The sequence below is a fragment of the Pseudomonas sp. MDT1-85 genome, assembly GCF_054898065.1.
Genome location: NZ_CM142715.1, coordinates 3,768,291 through 3,787,907, shown reverse-complemented (window position 1 = coordinate 3,787,907; position 19,617 = coordinate 3,768,291). Strand labels below are relative to the sequence as shown.

At 59.6% G+C, this 19,617-nt stretch carries 17 protein-coding genes; 14 read left to right on the top strand and 3 right to left on the bottom strand.

The window, feature by feature from the left end; translation table 11 throughout:
• Positions 1–304 precede the first annotated feature (304 nt).
• The 14 genes from ACYZT2_RS17095 to ACYZT2_RS17030 all read left to right on the top strand — a co-directional run bounded on the left by ACYZT2_RS17095 (position 305) and on the right by ACYZT2_RS17030 (position 18,232).
• Entirely contained in the window at positions 305–2,242 is a 1,938-nt protein-coding gene (locus tag ACYZT2_RS17095; protein WP_461965821.1) for a bifunctional 5-dehydro-2-deoxygluconokinase/5-dehydro-2-deoxyphosphogluconate aldolase, read from the top strand.
• Positions 2,243–2,374: 132 nt separating this feature from the next.
• Complete coding sequence (iolE, locus tag ACYZT2_RS17090; protein WP_461965819.1) at positions 2,375–3,268, top strand: myo-inosose-2 dehydratase; 894 nt, start codon at positions 2,375–2,377, stop codon at positions 3,266–3,268.
• Positions 3,265–4,107 (top strand): 5-deoxy-glucuronate isomerase, encoded by an 843-nt coding sequence (iolB, locus tag ACYZT2_RS17085; RefSeq protein ID WP_461965817.1) that lies wholly within the window; start codon positions 3,265–3,267, stop codon positions 4,105–4,107. The genes iolE and iolB overlap by 4 nt, the downstream gene beginning before the upstream one ends.
• A gap of 43 nt (positions 4,108–4,150) precedes the next feature.
• Entirely contained in the window at positions 4,151–5,653 is a 1,503-nt protein-coding gene (locus ACYZT2_RS17080; protein ID WP_461965815.1) for a CoA-acylating methylmalonate-semialdehyde dehydrogenase, read from the top strand.
• A gap of 26 nt (positions 5,654–5,679) precedes the next feature.
• A complete protein-coding gene (locus ACYZT2_RS17075; protein ID WP_461965812.1) occupies positions 5,680–6,501 on the top strand; it encodes a TIM barrel protein in 822 nt (273 codons plus the stop codon).
• 168 nt (positions 6,502–6,669) lie between these two features.
• On the top strand, positions 6,670–8,601 hold the full coding sequence (gene iolD / locus ACYZT2_RS17070) for a 3D-(3,5/4)-trihydroxycyclohexane-1,2-dione acylhydrolase (decyclizing) (protein WP_461965810.1): 1,932 nt from the start codon (positions 6,670–6,672) through the stop codon (positions 8,599–8,601).
• 31 nt (positions 8,602–8,632) lie between these two features.
• Positions 8,633–9,658 (top strand): bifunctional inositol 2-dehydrogenase/D-chiro-inositol 1-dehydrogenase, encoded by a 1,026-nt coding sequence (gene iolG, locus ACYZT2_RS17065; protein ID WP_427623051.1) that lies wholly within the window; start codon positions 8,633–8,635, stop codon positions 9,656–9,658.
• Between the two features lie 142 nt (positions 9,659–9,800).
• Complete coding sequence (locus ACYZT2_RS17060; RefSeq protein WP_063343275.1) at positions 9,801–10,661, top strand: sugar phosphate isomerase/epimerase family protein; 861 nt, start codon at positions 9,801–9,803, stop codon at positions 10,659–10,661.
• Positions 10,662–10,788: 127 nt separating this feature from the next.
• Positions 10,789–11,841, top strand: a complete 1,053-nt coding sequence (locus tag ACYZT2_RS17055; RefSeq protein ID WP_461965807.1) for a Gfo/Idh/MocA family protein — start codon at positions 10,789–10,791, stop codon at positions 11,839–11,841.
• A gap of 157 nt (positions 11,842–11,998) precedes the next feature.
• Entirely contained in the window at positions 11,999–12,925 is a 927-nt protein-coding gene (locus tag ACYZT2_RS17050; protein WP_461965805.1) for a sugar ABC transporter substrate-binding protein, read from the top strand.
• Positions 12,926–12,994: 69 nt separating this feature from the next.
• Positions 12,995–14,560, top strand: coding sequence for a sugar ABC transporter ATP-binding protein (locus ACYZT2_RS17045; protein ID WP_461965803.1), 1,566 nt, complete (start codon positions 12,995–12,997; stop codon positions 14,558–14,560).
• Positions 14,561–14,621: 61 nt separating this feature from the next.
• The gene (locus ACYZT2_RS17040) at positions 14,622–15,644 is read left to right on the top strand and encodes an ABC transporter permease (RefSeq protein ID WP_008012126.1); all 1,023 of its coding nucleotides are present in this window, start codon (positions 14,622–14,624) and stop codon (positions 15,642–15,644) included.
• A 327-nt stretch (positions 15,645–15,971) separates the two neighbouring features.
• The gene (locus ACYZT2_RS17035) at positions 15,972–16,376 is read left to right on the top strand and encodes a TraR/DksA family transcriptional regulator (RefSeq protein WP_007907888.1); all 405 of its coding nucleotides are present in this window, start codon (positions 15,972–15,974) and stop codon (positions 16,374–16,376) included.
• A gap of 251 nt (positions 16,377–16,627) precedes the next feature.
• Positions 16,628–18,232 carry a methyl-accepting chemotaxis protein gene (locus tag ACYZT2_RS17030; protein WP_461965801.1) on the top strand — a complete coding sequence of 535 codons (1,605 nt, stop codon included), beginning with the start codon at positions 16,628–16,630 and terminating at the stop codon, positions 18,230–18,232.
• A 30-nt stretch (positions 18,233–18,262) separates the two neighbouring features.
• On the opposite strand, the gene ACYZT2_RS17025 is transcribed toward ACYZT2_RS17030, so the two are convergent.
• From ACYZT2_RS17025 to ACYZT2_RS17015, 3 genes are all read right to left on the bottom strand, one after another.
• Positions 18,263–18,502, bottom strand: coding sequence for a DUF2789 domain-containing protein (locus ACYZT2_RS17025; protein WP_008012122.1), 240 nt, complete (start codon positions 18,500–18,502; stop codon positions 18,263–18,265).
• 150 nt (positions 18,503–18,652) lie between these two features.
• On the bottom strand, positions 18,653–18,883 hold the full coding sequence (locus tag ACYZT2_RS17020; protein WP_007907881.1) for a hypothetical protein: 231 nt from the start codon (positions 18,881–18,883) through the stop codon (positions 18,653–18,655).
• A 156-nt stretch (positions 18,884–19,039) separates the two neighbouring features.
• Complete coding sequence (locus ACYZT2_RS17015; RefSeq protein WP_461973144.1) at positions 19,040–19,288, bottom strand: hypothetical protein; 249 nt, start codon at positions 19,286–19,288, stop codon at positions 19,040–19,042.
• Positions 19,289–19,617 lie beyond the last annotated feature (329 nt).

The window sequence follows — 19,617 nt, the reverse complement described above, 5'->3', positions numbered from 1 at the left end:
CTTCTGGCTTGTGCTTATAGAGATGACAGGACGCGTCATCCCCTGACAATAGGTTGGCTGTGCGCAGTCTACAGGGTAGGCCGGAATAAAATCTTGAGCTTGCGCCCGCCTTGGGGGTCTGCTGAAACGATGCACTGTGTCTGGAGCGCTTGTGTAGAAGCTTATTGGAAAAAATATTCCACGTAAAAAATATTTAGAATAATTATTGATTGTTCGGCCTCGGTCGTTTTAGTCTGCATCCACCAAGAGTGTTCGGTGCCTTCATCGCCTCGAACGCAGGCAGATAAAAATAACAGGAGCCAGCATGGGCCAGACTCGTTTTGCCAGTGGGCGTCAATTGGATCTGATTTGCCTCGGGCGCCTTGGCGTCGACCTCTATTCGCAGCAAGTCGGGGCGCGGCTGGAAGATGTGAGCAGCTTCGCCAAATACCTCGGCGGTTCGTCCGCCAACATCGCCTTCGGTACCGCTCGGCTGGGTCTGAAGTCGGCGATGCTGAGCCGGGTAGGGGACGACCACATGGGCCGCTTCCTCGTTGAATCCCTGACCCGCGAAGGCTGCGACGTCAGCGGCATCAAGGTCGATCCCGAACGTCTGACCGCCATGGTCCTGCTGGGCCTCAAGGACCGCGAAACCTTTCCCTTGGTGTTCTACCGCGAAAATTGCGCCGACATGGCGTTGCGCGCCGAAGACATCAACGAAGCCTTCATTGCTTCCAGCAAAGCCTTGCTGATCACCGGCACGCATTTCTCCACCGACGGCGTCTACAAGGCGAGCATTCAGGCGCTGGATTATGCCGAGAAGCACAACGTCAAACGGGTATTGGACATCGACTATCGCCCGGTGCTCTGGGGCCTGGCGGGCAAGGCGGACGGCGAAACCCGGTTCGTCGCTGATCAGAACGTCAGCCAGCACGTGCAGAAAATCCTCCCGCGTTTCGACCTGATCGTCGGCACGGAAGAAGAATTTTTGATCGCCGGTGGCTCCGAGGATTTGCTCACCGCATTGCGCAACGTCCGGCAACTGAGCGCGGCGACGTTGGTGGTCAAGCTTGGCCCGCAAGGCTGCACGGTGATTCATGGAGCGATTCCGGCGCGTCTCGAAGACGGCGCGATCTATCCCGGTGTGCGCGTCGAAGTGCTGAATGTGCTGGGGGCCGGCGATGCCTTCATGTCGGGTTTCCTCAGCGGCTGGCTGGAGGACGCCAGCGACGAGCGCTGCTGCCAGTTGGCCAATGCCTGCGGCGGTCTGGTGGTGTCGCGCCATGCCTGCGCCCCGGCGATGCCGACCCGCGCCGAACTCGACTATCTATTCAACAGCCCAGTGCCGATCACCCGGCCGGATCAGGACGCCGTGTTGCAGCGTCTGCATCAGGTCAGCGTGCGGCGCAAACAGTGGAAGCAGCTGTTCATCTTCGCCTTCGACCATCGCGGGCAATTGGTGGAGCTGGCCCACAAGGGCGGGCGCGACCTGAACGCTATCGGCGAACTCAAACAACTCTTTATCCAGGCCGTGGAGCGGGTCGAAGCGGATTTGCATGAGCAGGGCATCGACGCCGATGTCGGCTTGCTGGCGGATCAACGCTTCGGCCAGGACTCGCTGAACGCCGCCACCGGTCGCGGCTGGTGGGTGGCGCGGCCGGTGGAAGTGCAGGGTTCGCGGCCATTGGCGTTCGAACACGGACGCTCGATCGGCAGTAACCTGATCGCCTGGCCGCAAGAACAGATCATCAAATGCCTGGTGCAATTCCACCCCGACGACGAGCCGCTGCTGCGTCTGGAGCAGGAAGCGCAGATCAAGGGTTTGTATCAGGCCTCTCAGGTCAGCGGTCATGAACTGCTGCTGGAGATCATTCCGCCCAAGGATCACCCGTCGACGCATCCGGACGTGCTGTATCGCGCGCTCAAACGCCTCTACAACCTGGGCATCTATCCTGCGTGGTGGAAGATCGAAGCGCAAAGCGCCGAGGAGTGGAAACAACTCGACGAGCTGATTCAGGAACGCGATCCGTATTGCCGTGGCGTGGTGCTGCTAGGCCTGAATGCCCCGGCGGCGGCGTTGGCCGAAGGGTTTCAGCAAGCCAGCCAGAGCCAGACCTGTCGTGGTTTCGCCGTGGGCCGGACGATTTTTCAGGAACCGAGCCGCGCGTGGATGGCCGGTGAAATCGACGACGAAACGCTGATCCGCCAGGTGAAGGGCACGTTCGTCGAATTGATAGATGCCTGGCGCACGGCCCGGGCCTGACGTGACACCGCGTTATCGTTCTTCGCGGGCAAGCCTCCTACGGGAATCTGCGGTGATCTGTAGGAGCGAGGCTTGCCCGCGAAGGCGGCCTCAGACTCAACGGTAATTTAGAAAACAATAAAAGGTGCAGCCATGCCCGCTATCCGAATTGGCATCAACCCGATCTCCTGGAGCAACGACGACTTGCCGTCCCTCGGTGGCGAGACGCCGTTGAGCACTGCGCTCAGCGAAGGCAAGGAAATCGGCTACGAAGGCTTCGAACTCAACGGTAAATTCCCCAAGGATGCCAAAGGCGTCGGTGACGTGCTGCGGCCTTACGATCTGGCGCTGGTCTCCGGATGGTATTCCAGTCGTCTGGCCCGGCGTTCCGTGGCCGAGGAAATCGACGCCATCGCCAGCCATGTCGAGCTGCTGGCGAAGAACGGCGCCAAAGTGCTGGTCTACGGTGAAGTCGCCGACTCGATTCAAGGCCAGCGCGTTCCGTTGGTAGAACGCCCACGTTTTCACACCGAACAAGCCTGGCAGGAATACGCCGACAAACTCTCCGAACTGGCGCGCTTCACCCTGTCCCAAGGCGTGCGTTTGGCCTATCACCATCACATGGGGGCCTACGTCGAATCCCCGGCCGACATCGACAAACTGATGGCGCTGACCGGCAGTGAAGTCGGCCTGTTGTTCGATTCGGGCCACTGCTACATGGGCGGCGGTGAACCGTTGCAGGTGCTGCGCAAACACATCGAACGCATCTGCCATGTACATTTCAAGGACGTGCGTAAACCGGTGGTACAACTGGCGCGCAACAACCTGTGGAGCTTCCCGGACTGCATCATCAACGGCACCTTCACCGTGCCCGGCGATGGCGACATTGATTTCGGCGCCTTGCTCGATGTCCTGCTGGGCGCCGATTACCACGGCTGGTTGGTGGTGGAGGCCGAGCAGGATCCGGCGGTGGCACCGAGTTACGCCTATGCCAAAAAAGGCTACGACACCTTACGTGCACTGCTCAACGAGAGGACCGCGCGATGAGCCTGTTGGTCAAAAGCAATGCACGCGGTCGGACGATGGTCGAGTTGGCGCAGGGTGAGCTGGAATACGTCGGCTTCGCCGCTTACCGCCTGAGCCTCGGCGAAACCCTGCCGGTCAGCGCTGGTGACAAGGAGCTGTGTCTGGTGCTGCTCAGCGGTCGTGTCAGCCTCAAAGGCGAAGCGCCGGGGCAGGGCGCGTTCGATTGGGACAACATTGGCGATCGCCATTCGGTGTTCGAAGACAAATCGCCGTTCGCGGCGTACTTGCCCCCGGGCAGTCAGGCGCAAGTGGTCGCACTCAGCGACGTGCAGATCGCCGTCTGCGCCGCGCCCGGCGCCACTACTGAAGCTAAAAGCGAAAAGATCGCAGCCTTCGGCAGCTCCTACAGCCCACGGCTGATCAAGCCCGACAGCATGAAACGCAGCGTGCGCGGCAAGGGCGCCAACACCCGCTACGTCTGCGACATCCTGCCAGACACCGAGCTAGCCCATTCGCTGCTGGTGGTGGAAGTGCGCACACCGTCCGGGCACTCATCGAGCTACCCGCCGCACAAGCACGACACCGACGATCTGCCGCACCAGAGCTTTCTCGAAGAAACCTATTACCACCAGATCAACCCGCCCCAGGGTTTTGTATTCCAGCGGGTCTACACCGACGATCGCAGCATCGACCAGGCCATGGCCGTGGAAAACAGCGACCTGGTGGTCGTGCCCAAGGGCTATCACCCGGTCAGCGTGCCCTACGGCTACGAGTCGTATTACCTGAACGTGATGGCCGGCCCGAAACGTGTCTGGCAGTTCCATAACGATCCGCAGCACAGTTGGCTGCTTGATCTCTGAACTAAAAGCCTGAATTCCCACATTCGAACGGAGAACAAGAACAATGAGTGACGCCCCGGTAATAGGTCATTACATCGACGGTCAGGTGCAAGACAGCGGCAGCGAGCGGTTCAGCAATGTCTTTAATCCGGCCACCGGCAGCGTTCAGGCGCGAGTCGGACTGGCCAGCCAGAAGACCGTGGACGATGCCGTCGCCTCAGCCCTGAAGGCGTTCCCGGCGTGGTCCGAGCAATCGTCGCTGCGCCGTTCGCGGGTGATGTTCAAGTTCAAGGAGCTGCTCGACCGTCATCACAACGAACTGGCGGAAATCATCAGCCGCGAACACGGCAAGGTGTTCTCGGACGCCAAGGGCGAAGTGACACGCGGCATCGAAATCGTCGAGTACGCCTGTGGTGCGCCGAACCTGCTGAAAACCGATTTCAGCGACAACATCGGTGGCGGTATCGACAACTGGAACCTGCGCCAGCCGTTGGGCGTTTGTGCCGGCGTAACGCCGTTCAACTTCCCGGTGATGGTGCCGCTGTGGATGATCCCGATCGCGCTGGTCACCGGTAACTGTTTCATCCTCAAACCCTCCGAGCGCGACCCGTCGGCCAGTTTGCTGATGGCGAAATTATTGACCGAAGCCGGGTTGCCGGACGGTGTGTTCAACGTGGTCCAGGGCGACAAAACTGCCGTCGACGCCTTGCTGCAACACCCGGACATCGAGGCGATTTCCTTTGTCGGTTCGACGCCGATTGCCGAGTACATCCACCAGCAAGCGACCTCGCGCGGCAAACGCGTACAGGCGCTGGGCGGAGCGAAGAACCACATGATCGTCATGCCCGACGCGGATCTGGACCAAGCGGCCGATGCGCTGATCGGGGCGGCATACGGCTCGGCCGGCGAACGCTGCATGGCGATTTCGATTGCCGTGGCCGTCGGTGATGTCGGCGACCAACTGATTGCCAAGCTGCTGCCGCGCATCGATCAACTGAAAGTCGGCAACGGCATGCAGGGCGACAGCGACATGGGGCCGCTGGTGACCGCCGAGCACAAGGCCAAGGTCGAAGGCTTTATCGGCGAAGGCGTGGCCCAGGGCGCGCAGCTGATTGTCGACGGGCGCAACTTCAAGGTGCCGGGGGCCGAGAACGGCTTCTTCGTTGGCGCGACGCTGTTCGACAACGTCACGACCGAGATGAGCATCTACCAGCAAGAGATTTTCGGGCCGGTGCTGGGCATCGTTCGCGTGGCGGATTTCGCCAGCGCCGTGGCACTGATCAACGCCCATGAATTCGGCAACGGCGTGTCCTGTTTCACCAGCGACGGCGGCATCGCCCGCTCGTTTGCCCGCAACATCAAGGTCGGCATGGTCGGCATCAACGTACCGATTCCGGTACCGATGGCCTGGCACTCGTTTGGCGGCTGGAAGCGCTCGTTGTTCGGTGATCACCACGCGTACGGCGAAGAAGGCATCCGCTTCTACAGCCGCTACAAAAGCGTGATGCAGCGCTGGCCCGACAGCATCGCCAAGGGCCCTGAATTCAGCATGCCGACAGCCAAATAATTCACGTGTGCGGAGAACAACAAAAAATGAGCAAACCCCTGCGTTTCGCCCTGAACCGTATGGTCGCCCCACGTTTGTCCCTGCCCGCGTTCATTGAGTTGGCGGTGACCCTCAAGGCCGACGCCATCGAGATCCGCAACGACCTCAAGGGTGTCGAGATCGAGGACGGCACCGCGCCCGAACACGTGCGTGAGTTGTGCGCGGCCAAAGGCATCACCGTGCTGTCGATCAACGCGCTGTATCCGTTCGATGTCTGGAATGACGAGCGCCACGCACACGCGATGAAGCTTGCTGCTTATGCCCGTGATTGCGGCGCGCAGGGTTTGGTGATGTGCCCGTTGAACGACCGCGCCGATCCACGAACCGAAGCGCAGCGTGCTTCCGGGCTGCGCACGGCGTTGAATGAACTGGCGCCGATTCTGCGTGATCACGGCATCCTCGGTTTCATCGAGCCGCTGGGTTTCGAAGAATGCTCGCTGCGGCGTAAACGCACCGCGGTCGATGCAATCAAAGCCATCGGTGGGCTGGATGTGTTCCATCTGGTACATGACACCTTTCATCATCACCTGGCCAGCGAACATGAATTCTTCCCCGAGCTGACCGGGCTGGTGCACATCTCCGGCGTCGAAGATGCCGAGGCACCACTGGCAACCATCCGCGACGGCCATCGGGTGCTGGTGGGCGAGGGCGACATCCTCGGCAACGCGGCGCAGATCGAAACCTTGCTCGCTACCGGCTACAGCGGCTACCTGTCGTTCGAACCGTTCGCCGACAGCGTTCATGGCCTGGCGGATATCCAGACGGCGATTGGCGCGAGCATGGATCACCTGCAGAAATCCCTGGCCTGACAACACTTTCGGGCTGATGGAGATCAACTGTGGGAGCGGGCTTGCTCGCGAAAGCGGTGTGTCAGGCGGGCTTCAATGTTGAATGTGCCGCCGTCTTCGCGAGCAAGTCGGATCGCCGCACCGCCGCTCCCACATTGATCGGATTTGCATTCACAAAAAGGTGCAAGCATGACCACAACAAGACTGACCATGGCCCAGGCCCTGGTGAAATTCCTCGATAACCAGTACATCGAGGTCGATGGGGTTCAGAGCAAATTCGTCGCCGGGATCTTTACCATTTTCGGCCACGGCAATGTGCTGGGTCTGGGGCAAGCCCTGGAACAGGACAGCGGCGACCTGATTGTCCATCAGGGCCGCAACGAGCAAGGCATGGCCCATGCCGCCATCGGTTTCGCCAAGCAACACTTGCGGCGCAAGATCTACGCCTGCTCTTCATCGGTGGGCCCGGGGGCGGCGAACATGCTGACCGCTGCCGCGACGGCCACCGCCAACCGTATTCCCTTGCTGCTGTTGCCCGGCGACGTCTACGCGTGCCGCCAACCGGACCCGGTGCTGCAACAGATCGAGCAGTTCCACGACCTGAGCATCAGCACCAACGATGCCTTCAAAGCCGTGAGCAAATACTGGGATCGCATCAACCGTCCCGAGCAACTGATGACCGCGGCGATCCACGCCATGCGCGTGCTCACCGACCCCGCTGAAACCGGCGCGGTGACCCTGGCCTTGCCGCAAGACGTCCAGGCCGAGGCTTACGACTATCCCGATTACTTCCTGCAAAAACGCGTGCACCGCATCGAGCGCCGTCCGGCCACCGAAGCGATGCTTGGCGATGCGTTGGCCCTGTTCAAAGGCAAGCGCAAACCACTGATTATTTGCGGCGGTGGGGTCAAATACTCCGGCGCCAATGCAGCGTTGCAGGCATTCGCCGAGCGCTTCGACATTCCCTTCGCCGAAACCCAGGCCGGCAAAAGCGCGGTGGTGTCCAGCCATCCGCTGAACGTTGGCGGGATCGGCGAAACCGGTTGCCTGGCGGCGAACTTGTTGGCCAAGGATGCTGATCTGATCATCGGTGTCGGCACTCGCTACAGCGATTTCACCACCGCCTCGAAATCCTTGTTCAAACACCCGGATGTGCAATTTCTCAACCTCAATATCAGCCCTTGCGATGCCCTGAAACTCGACGGCGTGCAGCTGCTGGCAGACGCCAAAACCGGTTTGAACGCCTTGGCCGATGTGTTGGGCGACTATCGCTCCAGCTGGGGCGATCAAACCAGCCAGGCCAAGGCGCAACTGGATGAGGAAGTGGATCGCATTTATCAGGTCGAATACCAGGCGAAAGATTTCGTCCCCCAAATCAACGACCACATGGACCCGGCGGTGCTGCGCGAATTCATCGAGCTGACCGGTTCCTGCCTGACCCAAAGCCGTGTGCTTGGCGTGCTCAATGAAACCCTGGCCGATGACGCCGTGATCGTCGCCGCCGCCGGCAGTTTGCCCGGCGACTTGCAGCGCAGCTGGCGCAGCAAGGGCGTGAACACTTACCACGTCGAGTACGGTTATTCCTGCATGGGTTACGAGGTGAACGCCGCACTGGGCGTGAAGCTCGCCGAGCCTGAACGTGAGGTCTACGCGCTGGTGGGCGACGGCTCCTACATGATGCTGCACTCGGAACTGGCGACCTCGATCCAGGAGCGACGCAAGATCAACGTTGTGCTGCTGGACAACATGACCTTCGGCTGCATCAACAACCTGCAAATGGAACACGGCATGGACAGCTTCGGCACCGAGTTCCGTTTCCGTAATCCGCAAACCGGCAAGCTCGATGGCGGTTTCGTGCCGGTGGATTTTGCCATGAGCGCGGCGGCTTACGGCTGCAAGACTTACAAAGTGAACACCGTTGAAGAGTTGCAAGCTGCATTGGCGGATGCGCGGTTGCAGACGGTGTCGACGCTGATCGACATCAAGGTCCTGCCCAAAACCATGATTCACAAATACCTGTCGTGGTGGCGGGTCGGCGTGGCGCAAGTCTCCACCAGCGCCCGCACCGATGCGGTGGCCAAGACCCTCAATGAACGACTGGCCCAGGCCCGTCAATACTGATTGCCCTGAACGAACCCACAGGAGTGTTTATATGTCTTTGCTTTCCAATTCGTTGCGGATCGGCGTCATCGGCACCGGGGCCATCGGCCAGGACCATATCCGTCGTTGCAGCCAGACCTTGCTCAACAGCCAGGTCGTCGCGGTAACCGACATCAATTTGCAGCAAGCGGCCAAGGTCGTTTCCGATTTGAAATTGACTGCCGAGGTTTATCCCGACGGTCATGCGCTGATCAAGGCGCCGGAAGTCGAAGCGATCCTCGTGACCTCCTGGGGCCCGAGCCACGAAGAGTTCGTGCTGGCGGCGATTGCCGCCGGCAAACCGGTGTTCTGCGAGAAGCCGCTGGCGGTCACCGCCGAAGGTTGCCGCAAGATCGTCGAGGCCGAAGTGGCCCACGGCAAGCGGCTGGTGCAGGTCGGTTTCATGCGTCCGTACGATGAAGGATATCGGGCGTTGAAAGCAGTGATCGACAGCGGCCAGATCGGCGAACCGCTGATGCTGCACTGCGCCCACCGCAACCCGACCGTGGGTGAAAACTACAAGACCGACATGGCTATTACCGACACACTGATCCATGAACTGGACGTGTTGCGCTGGTTGCTCGACGACGATTATGTGTCGGTGCAAGTGGTGTTCCCGCGCAAGACCAGCAAGGCCCACGCCCATTTGAAAGACCCGCAGATCGTGCTGCTGGAAACCGCCAAGGGCACGCGCATCGATGTGGAAGTGTTCGTCAACTGCCAGTACGGCTACGACATCCAGTGCGAAGTGGTGGGGGAGACCGGCATCGCCAAACTGCCGGAACCGTCGCAAGTTCAATTGCGCAGCGGGGCGAAGCTGTCCAATGCGATTCTGATGGACTGGAAGGATCGGTTCATTGCGGCGTATGACGTCGAATTGCAGGCGTTTATCGATGGCGTACGGGCCGGGCAGGTCGGCGGGCCGTCGGCGTGGGATGGTTTTGCGGCAGCGGTGGCGGCGGATGCGTGCATCGAGGCGCAGAACAGCGGGCAGATCGTCAAAGTCGGCCTGCCAGATCGCCCCCGCTTCTACGGCTAACCACTGACCCTTGTAGGAGCGAGGCTTGCCCGCGAAGACGGACGTTCAGCCGACATCAATGTTGAATGTGCCGACGCCTTCGCGGGCAAGCCTCGCTCCTACAGGGGATGGTGTCGATTTCTGGCTAAGGAGAACAACACTAATGCGCATCGCACTAGACCCCTACATGTACCGCAACCTGTCCCTGGGCAAGATGGTCGACAAGGTTGCCGAGCTCGGTTACGAACACATCGAGCTGTCGCCCCGGGAAGATTTCCTGCCGTTCTATAAAGCCCCACGGGTCGACAAGGCGCGGATCAAGGAGTTTCGCAAAGCCCTGAGCGACACCGGGGTCAAACTCTCTTCCTTATTACCGATGTACCACTGGGCTGCCGCCGATGAAGGTTTGCGCGTGGCCGCCGTGCGTAACTGGAAGCGCGCGATCCAGATTGCCGTGGAGATGGACTGCGAACTGGTCAACACCGAGTTCACCGGCCAGTCGGACAACCCGCTGGTGTGCGAAAACCAGTTCATGCGCTCCATGGACGAGCTGATCCCCGAGTTTGAACGCGAAGGCATCAAGCTCGATATCCAGGCGCATCCTTATGATTTCTGCGAGCGCAATAACGAGTCGGTCGACATCATTCGTGGGCTGGATCGCGACTGGATCAACTACCTCTATGCTGCGCCGCACACGTTTTTCTATGACGACGGTGTCGGTGATATCGCCTCGATGCTCAAGTACGCCGGCTCAAAGCTGAGCCACCTGATCATCGCCGACACCTACAACCACAAGGCTTCCTCGGGCTTGCGCTACATCGTCAATCCGCCGGGCGTCACCGCCACCGTGCACCAGCATCTGGACATCGGCCAGGGCGAGGTCGACTGGGAAGCGTTTTTCAGCACGTTGCGCGAGATCAAGTTCGATGGCATCGCAACAGTCTCGGTATTCGCCTGGGAGGATCGGCCGGACGAGTCCAACCGGATGATGCTCGAACGCGTGACCCGCGAACTCTGCCAATAACTCCACCCCCTGTAGGAGCGAGGCTTGCCCGCGAAGGCTGAAGTTCAGCCGGCATCAATGTTGAATGTGCTGACGCCTTCGCGGGCAAGTCTCGCTCCTACGGACCGTGTGAATACAGGAATTAATCATGCGTATCGGACTTGTCGGTTACGGCCATGGCGGCCGGTTTTTCCATGCTCCGCTGATCAGCAGTTTGCCAGCGGCGACCTTCGTGGGCGTGGTCACCCGTTCTGCCGAGCGCCGACAACTGCTGGCGGCGGAACATCCCGGTGTGCAGGCGTTCGACAGTATCGGCCAATTGGTCGAAGCCGGGGTCGATGTGTTGGTGATCTCCACACCGCTCAAAGGTCGCCCGGCGCTGGTGCTCGACGCCATCGAACACGATGTGGCAGTGGTCAGCGACAAACCGTTCGCCGCTGATGCGCAGCAGGCGCAAACCCTGATCACCATGGCCGAGCGCCAGGGCGTGCAACTGAGCGTCTACCAGAACCGGCGCTGGGATTCGGATTTTCTCACCGTGCGCAAACTCATCGAGTCCGGGGCGCTGGGTCAGGTCACCCGTTTTGAATCGCGGATCGAGCGCTATTCGCCGCAGTCGGTGAACAACGGCAGCGGCGGCGGTTTCCTGCGCGATCTGGGCAGCCATCTGGTGGATCAGGCGCTCCTCTTGTTCGGCCCCGTCACCCGGGTTTACGCCGAACTGGATTACCTCGAAAAAGGCCAGGTCTTCGACAATGGCTTCTTTATGTCCCTGACCCATGCCAATGGCGTGATCTCGCACCTGGGCGGCAGTTGCCTGCAAAACACTCCCGGCCCGCGCTTTCGCGTGACCGGCACCCAGGGCTGCTACAGCGTCGATGGCCTGGACGGGCAAGAGGCGGCGACCCTCGCCGGGCTCACGCCGAAATCCGAAGGCGAGCGTTGGGGCGTCGAAGAGCACCGGCGCTGGGGCTGGTTCGAGCAGGGCGAGGTGCGTGAGCGGGTGCCGTCCGAGCGTGGCTGCTGGAACCAGTTCTATTTGCAGCTACAAACCGCGTTACAGAGCGGTGGCCCACTGCCGGTCGACGCCCGTGATGCACTGGCGACCACCCGCGTGCTAGACGCTGCGCGGCTAAGCTTCGAGCGGCATCAAGTGGTGGCACTGAGCCCGTTTGAGAGTCATGGAATAAAATCAGAATAAAATTCTAAAATTAGTTGATATGGAAATTAAATTCCAATAAAGTCGTTTCAAAGCGACCTGCCACGCGCCTCGTTTCAATCCTTTTCCCGCTTGCTCACTTACTGAAATCGTCACGCCTTATCCATAAAACCAACAAGAATGTGGAGAAAGACCTTTCATGAAGACCAAGATCCGTTTCGCCTCGCTGGCCTTGTCCCTGATGTTCGCCAGCGGCGCCGCACTCGCTGACATGAAGATCGGCGTCAGCATGTCGCAGTTCGATGACACCTGGCTGACCTACCTGCGCGAATCCATGGACACAAAAGCCAAGTCCTATCCCGATGGCGTCAAGCTGCAGTTCGAAGATGCGCGCAGCGACGTGGTCAGGCAGTTGAGCCAGGTTGAAAGCTTCATCAGCCAGAATGTCGACGCCATTGTGGTCAACCCGGTGGATACCGCCGCCACCAGGAAAATCACCGAAGCGGCGGTCAAGGCCGGTATTCCGCTGGTGTACGTCAATCGTCGTCCCGATGACATGAACCTGCCCAAAGGCGTGGTCACTGTCGCCTCCAACGATCTGGAGGCCGGCCAGATGCAGATGCAGTACTTGGCCGACAAAATGGGCGGCAAGGGCGACATCGTGATTCTGCTCGGTGACTTGGCCAACAACTCCACCACCAACCGCACCAAGGGCGTTAAGGACGTGCTGGCCAAGTACCCGAACATCAAGATCGAGCAAGAGCAGACCGGCATCTGGTCGCGGGACAAGGGCATGACCCTGGTCAACGACTGGCTGACCCAGGGCCGCAAATTCGACGCGGTGGTCTCTAACAACGACGAGATGGCGATTGGCGCGGCAATGGCCCTGCAACAGGCCGGCGTCGCCAAAGGCAGTGTGCTGATCGCCGGTGTCGACGGTACGCCCGACGGTTTGAACGCGGTGAAGAAGGGCTCTCTGCTGGTCTCGGTGTTCCAGGATGCCAAGGGTCAGGCGGACGGTTCGATCGACACGGCGGTGAAAATGGCCAAAAACGAGCCAGTCGAGCCGGCCGTGTGGGTGCCATATCGCCTGATCACGCTGCAAAACGTCGACACGTTCAAATAGCCCATCCGTTCGATAACAACAATAAGCACGCAAGGTTGCCGCGCGACCTTGCTGATGGAGTACCTGATCATGTTCGCTTCAGCGACTGCTTCGAGCACCCCGTTAATGGGTGTCCAGCCAACTGCAACACCTGTCGATGAGCCGTACCTGCTGGAGATCATCAACGTCAGCAAGGGGTTTCCCGGTGTGGTGGCCTTGTCCGACGTACAACTGCGGGTGCGTCCCGGTTCCGTGCTGGCGCTGATGGGCGAGAACGGCGCCGGCAAATCCACCCTGATGAAAATCATTGCCGGCATCTACCAGCCGGACGCCGGCGAGTTGCGCTTGCGGGGCAAACCGGTGGTCTTCGAAACACCACTGGCTGCGCTCCAGGCCGGGATCGCAATGATCCACCAGGAACTCAACCTTATGCCGCACATGAGCATCGCCGAGAACATCTGGATCGGCCGCGAGCAGCTCAACGGTCTGCACATGATCGACCATCGCGAAATGCACCGTTGCACCGCCAAACTGCTGGAGCGTTTGCGGATCAATCTCGACCCGGAAGAGCAGGTGGGCAACCTGAGCATCGCCGAACGGCAGATGGTCGAGATCGCCAAGGCTGTGTCCTATGACTCCGACGTCCTGATCATGGACGAGCCGACCTCGGCTATTACCGATAAAGAAGTCGCGCATCTGTTCTCGATCATTGCCGACCTCAAGAGCCAGGGCAAAGGCATCATCTACATCACTCACAAAATGAATGAAGTGTTCAGCATCGCCGATGAAGTGGCGGTGTTCCGTGACGGCGCCTACATCGGCCTGCAACGGGCCGACAGCATGGACGGCGACAGCCTGATTTCGATGATGGTCGGTCGTGAGCTGAGCCAATTGTTCCCGGTGCGCGAGAAGCCGATCGGCGATCTGTTGCTGTCGGTACGCGACCTCAAGCTGGACGGCATTTTCAAAGGCGTCTCCTTCGACCTGCATGCCGGTGAAATCCTTGGTATCGCCGGGTTGATGGGCTCGGGACGGACCAACGTCGCCGAAGCGATCTTCGGCATCACCCCAAGCGACGGTGGCGAAATCCGCCTCGACGGCGAAGTGGTGCGCATCAGCGATCCGCACATGGCGATCGAGAAGGGCTTCGCGCTGTTGACCGAAGATCGCAAGCTCAGTGGTCTGTTCCCGTGCCTGTCGGTGCTGGAGAACATGGAAATGGCAGTTTTGCCCCATTACGTCGGCAACGGCTTCATCCAGCAGAAAGCCCTGCGGGCGTTGTGTGAAGACATGTGCAAGAAGCTGCGAGTGAAAACGCCGTCACTGGAGCAATGCATCGACACGCTGTCCGGCGGCAATCAGCAGAAGGCCTTGCTGGCGCGCTGGCTGATGACCAATCCACGCATCCTGATTCTCGACGAGCCGACCCGGGGCATCGATGTGGGCGCCAAGGCCGAGATCTACCGGCTTATTTCCTACCTCGCCAGCGAAGGCATGGCGGTGATCATGATTTCCTCGGAACTGCCGGAAGTGCTGGGCATGAGCGACCGAGTCATGGTCATGCACGAGGGCGACCTGATGGGCACCCTCGACCGCAGCGAAGCGACCCAGGAACGGGTGATGCAACTGGCCTCGGGCATGTCCCAGTGTCATTGAATCAAGGGTGAACACAGTCCCGTGGCTTGCCACATGGATTTCATTTGAAGGGTGAGTGGTTATGAACGCGATACTGGAAAACAAGCCTGCAGTGGCACCGGTCAAGAGTCGCCGGCGCTTTCCGACCGAGTTGAGCATTTTCCTGGTGCTGATCGGCATCGGCCTGGTCTTCGAAATGTTCGGCTGGATCGTGCGGGACCAGAGCTTCCTGATGAACTCCCAGCGTCTGGTGCTGATGATCCTGCAAGTGTCGATCATCGGCCTGCTGGCTATCGGCGTGACCCAGGTCATCATCACCACCGGTATCGACCTGTCCTCCGGTTCGGTGCTGGCGTTGTCGGCGATGATTGCCGCCAGCCTGGCCCAGACCTCAGACTTTGCCCGGGCGGTGTTTCCGTCCCTGACTGACTTGCCGGTGTGGATTCCAGTGATCGTCGGGCTTGGGGTGGGATTGCTGGCGGGGGCGATCAACGGCAGCATCATTGCGATCACCGGCATTCCACCGTTCATTGCGACCCTCGGCATGATGGTCTCGGCCCGCGGCCTGGCGCGCTACTACACCGAAGGTCAGCCGGTGAGCATGCTCTCGGATTCCTACACGGCCATCGGACACGGCGCGATGCCGGTGATCATTTTTCTGGTGGTGGCGGTGATCTTTCACATCGCCCTGCGCTACACCAAGTACGGCAAGTACACCTACGCCATCGGCGGCAACATGCAGGCGGCGCGCACCTCCGGGATCAACGTCAAGCGGCATCTGGTGATCGTCTACAGCATCGCCGGGTTGCTTGCGGGCCTGGCCGGGGTGGTAGCGTCGGCGCGGGCCGCGACCGGGCAGGCCGGGATGGGCATGTCTTATGAACTGGACGCGATTGCCGCGGCGGTCATCGGTGGCACCAGCCTGGCCGGTGGCGTCGGGCGGATCACCGGCACTGTGATCGGCGCGTTGATTCTCGGGGTCATGGCCAGCGGCTTTACCTTTGTCGGCGTTGATGCTTATATTCAAGACATCATCAAGGGGCTGATTATTGTGGTGGCGGTGGTCATCGACCAGTACCGCAACAAGCGCAAACTCAAGCGCTGAAGCCGGATTAAACGCAAAAATGCGCCACGCCTAAACCGCGTGGCGCAGCCGTTTGTCTTCTATATACAGCCGCTCGACTGAATTTCTTGCTATAAACGCACTCCGATAAGCGGCTAAAAGCCTGCCGTAGCGCACTTTCAGGGCTTTGTCGGACAGATTTGCTGTCTTTTCAGTTGCTGAGGCCTCAAGTCGGCCTTAGACTGCCGCCCCTCGTAAATTGAGTGCCGGGTGGCGCTTGGAATAAACGGCGCCTTTCCAATGACCGCTTCAGGTTCAACGGATCGCTCCCTAATTCGCCTTAATGCACGTTTTTTTATAGAGATATCAATGACAAAGGACAAGTTGCTGGCCATGCCGGCGGATGACTACATGAATGCCGAGCAACATGCTTTTTTCTCCGAGCTGTTGCAGAACATGAAAGTCGAAACCCATGAGCGCATCGAGCAGAATCGCATCGCCATCGAGAGCCTGGACACCCCGGCCGATCCGGCTGACGCGGCTTCCGTCGAAGAAGAGCGCACCTGGCTGGTGAACGCGATCGATCGCGACCAGCGCATGCTGCCTCAGTTGGAACAGGCACTGGAACGCATCAAGGAAGACAGCTTCGGCTGGTGCGATGACAGCGGCGAGGCCATCGGCCTGAAACGCCTGCTGATCAGCCCGACCACCAAGTACTGCATCGAAGCTCAAGAGCGTCACGAACAGATCGACAAGCACCAGCGTCAGGCCTGATTCTGTGGGGTAACCCGTTAATAACGGGTTGCCTCTGAAAAGATCGCAGCCTTCGGCAGCTCCTACAGGTTTATGCGAACCTCTGTAGGAGCTGCCGAAGGCTGCGATCTTTGCGTTTCGACGTCTGCGAAAAAACCCGCGCACTTCTATTGATCTGCTTCAACCCCCCACTACTAATGGACCATAGATAATGGCTTTGTAGTGGCGTTTAATGCGATCACAACAATTAGAAGACGCGTGGGGTGACGAAGATGACGAGAGACGGATCTCTGGTTGAGGCAATGCCTGCACCAGTACTTTTGCCGAAAAACCTTTGGCTGACGCCGACCCTGCAAAGCATTGCCCTGATGCTATTGCTGTGCGCCATGGCATTGGCTGGCTGGTCGCTTTACCTTGGCCTGCCATTGGCCGTGCTGATTATCTGGTTGCCGCGCCTGCGCTCGCGCACTCTCCCTGACCCAACCCCCGCGGACAGTTCCAGCACCATCGCCGGGTTGACTCGCGATCTTTCCTACACCACCAGTCATAACGCGTTGTCGGCCGCCGGCGTGGCCTATTCGGTCAAGCAACTGGCGGACAAACTGCAATCGCAGCTCAACGCCGCGGCGCAGATTGTCAGCAGCGCCGAAGTAATGATCGCCACCGAACACGCTACATCGAAACTCAGTCGGGAAGCCTTGAACGCGGCCAGTGAAGCTCATCAGAGCAGCGCGGCAGGGCGCACGGAACTGGTCGAGTCCATCGCGCGCATGCATCAACTCAGTCAGCGCGCCAGCAGCAGCCGCGAGCTGATCGAAGCCCTGAGCCTGCGCAGCGACGATATCCAGCGGGTCACGCTGGTAATCCAGTCCATCGCCAGCCAGACCAATTTGTTGGCGCTGAACGCGGCCATCGAGGCGGCGCGGGCCGGCGAGCACGGTCGCGGCTTTGCGGTGGTAGCCGATGAGGTTCGGGGGCTGGCCGCGCGCACGGCGACGGCGACTGGTGAAGTCGGGGAGATGGTCGCCGACATTCAGCAACGCACCGCGCAAGTGGTGGAGCAGATTCGTCAACTGGCCAGCGATCTCAATACCGGCGTCGCGCAAGTCGAGCACACCGGACAGCACCTGGAAAACATCGCGCGCCTGGCCGCCGGCGTCGAAAGGCAGGTCGGGGAAATCGCTCAGGGCGCAGATACCAACCGCGAACAACTCGACAGTCTGTTCCACGCCATCGAACAGATGCGCAGCGATCTGGCGATCAGCGACCAGCAGACCCAGCGGCTCGCCCAGGCAGCGGTGCAAATGGAAGGGCAGGCCGAAACCATCAGCGAACGCCTGGCCGAAGTCGGGCTGGATGACTATCACCAGCGGATTTACGACCTGGCCCGTGAAGGGGCGAGTCAGATTGCGGCGCGCTTCGAAGCGGATATCGATCAGGGCCGGATCAGCCTCGATGATCTGTTCGATCGCAATTATCAGGCGATCCCCAACACCAGCCCGGCCAAATACCAGACCCGCTTCGACCGCTACACCGATCAGGTATTGCCGACGATCCAGGAACCGTTGCTGCCGCGCCATGAAGGCCTGGTGTTCGCCATCGCCTGCACGCAGCAGGGTTATGTGCCGACCCATAACACCGTGTTCAGCAAGCCGCTGACCGGTGATGTACAGGTCGATACCCTGCAAAACCGCACCAAACGCAAATTCGCCGACCGTACCGGGCTCCGCTGTGGCAGCCATCAACAGGCCGTGCTGTTGCAGACTTACACCCGCGACACCGGTGAACTGATGCACGACCTGTCGGTGCCGATCATGCTCAAGGGTCGGCATTGGGGTGGTTTGCGCCTGGGTTACAAGCCGCAAAGTCCTCGCTGAGAGGCCCGACAGCCTGCATTGAGCCTCAGGCTAGTGAATCTGGTGCATGCGCAGGTTCAGGTCGTCGACCACATGCGCCCAATCGGCGTCTTCACGCAGTTGTTCCTTGAGGAAGCCAGCTTGTTGCGGGGTCCAGAACTCGGCATCGATGAGTTTCTTGTCGTCGGCCAAAGGTGAATGACAGGCAATGAAATCGTCGATGGCCTTCTCGCTGGAGTCCAGACCGAGCTGGTCGAACAAGCCTTTCAAGTCATGAGTGGGTGAATCCATCTTCATCTCCTTGCAGATAATCCGTCGCGTCGAGTGCGAGGTCCGAGGTGCGGCTTCATTGCATCTGAGAGGCATCTGAGAGAACCGCGCTTCAGGAGTTCGATAGCGATATTCAAAAGCAGGGATGAGCATAGACTGCAAATCCGATGATCAGGCTTTCAATGCCCCTTCATCAACGGCAAGCTTCAGGGCTTTCGCGGCTTCCTGGGCGGCGACGGCCGCGACATCCGCGGTCTTGAACCAGCGATCCTTTTCGACCTGGTGATACGTCACAGCGGTCAACGGCGGTTTGGCGCGCATGATAATGACTGCCTGGAATTCGCCTTCGACCTCTCTGGCTTCGCCCCGGATAAAAAATTCACCGATATCAAATTCCGTCACGTAGCAGTCTTCCCTTGGAAATAGTTGTTGTATTGAACGCCGTCCGCCCTGTGGACGGGTTTCATTGGTCGGGCAGTATGGCAGTAGTTGCCTGCCGGCGGCTGAGTTAAGTCGCCGACATGACGAAACGTCTATAGAAGTGAATGCACAGGTGCCTCAGCTGCGTGCCTCGAGTGAACGGGCAAGGGCGCAGGCTTCGTTATGATTGCCGCGGAAACCTCTTACACGTCCGGTGGATATTTCCCTGATGTGGAAAAAGGCGTTGCCGGCCAATACCACCTGAAAGCGCGGGAGTAGACGCTCTTCAGCCAAGAAGTCCTGCGGCCGGAGCCCAATCGAATGCAGAGGTAACGAGCCGTTTGTGTGCCGTGTGTGAGGCTGGGCAAAGTGAGTCAGTGTGCACATATGAAGTCCTTTTCGTGGTTTTACCGACGTGTGTACGTTGTTATGGGTAGTCTCGGTGAGCATGGCTGCTCTAGAATCGCCATCAATGGTTGGCGATTGATGCCCATCTAAAGCAATTTTTTACTGGCGATATGTCGGAAAAGTGCTTTTTTTAAAGAGATTTTTCCCTAAAGTTGGTAATCCGGTTTTATCTGGCCGTCAGAAGGGCGTTTTCCTTCAACATCTGACGACCGCCAGGCAAGACGACGTGAGGGATGTTCCAGTAATCTTCTCAAACCTCGCGATGAATGGGCCCTCTGCTCATTCCCAGGATTGGACCCGGGTCATTT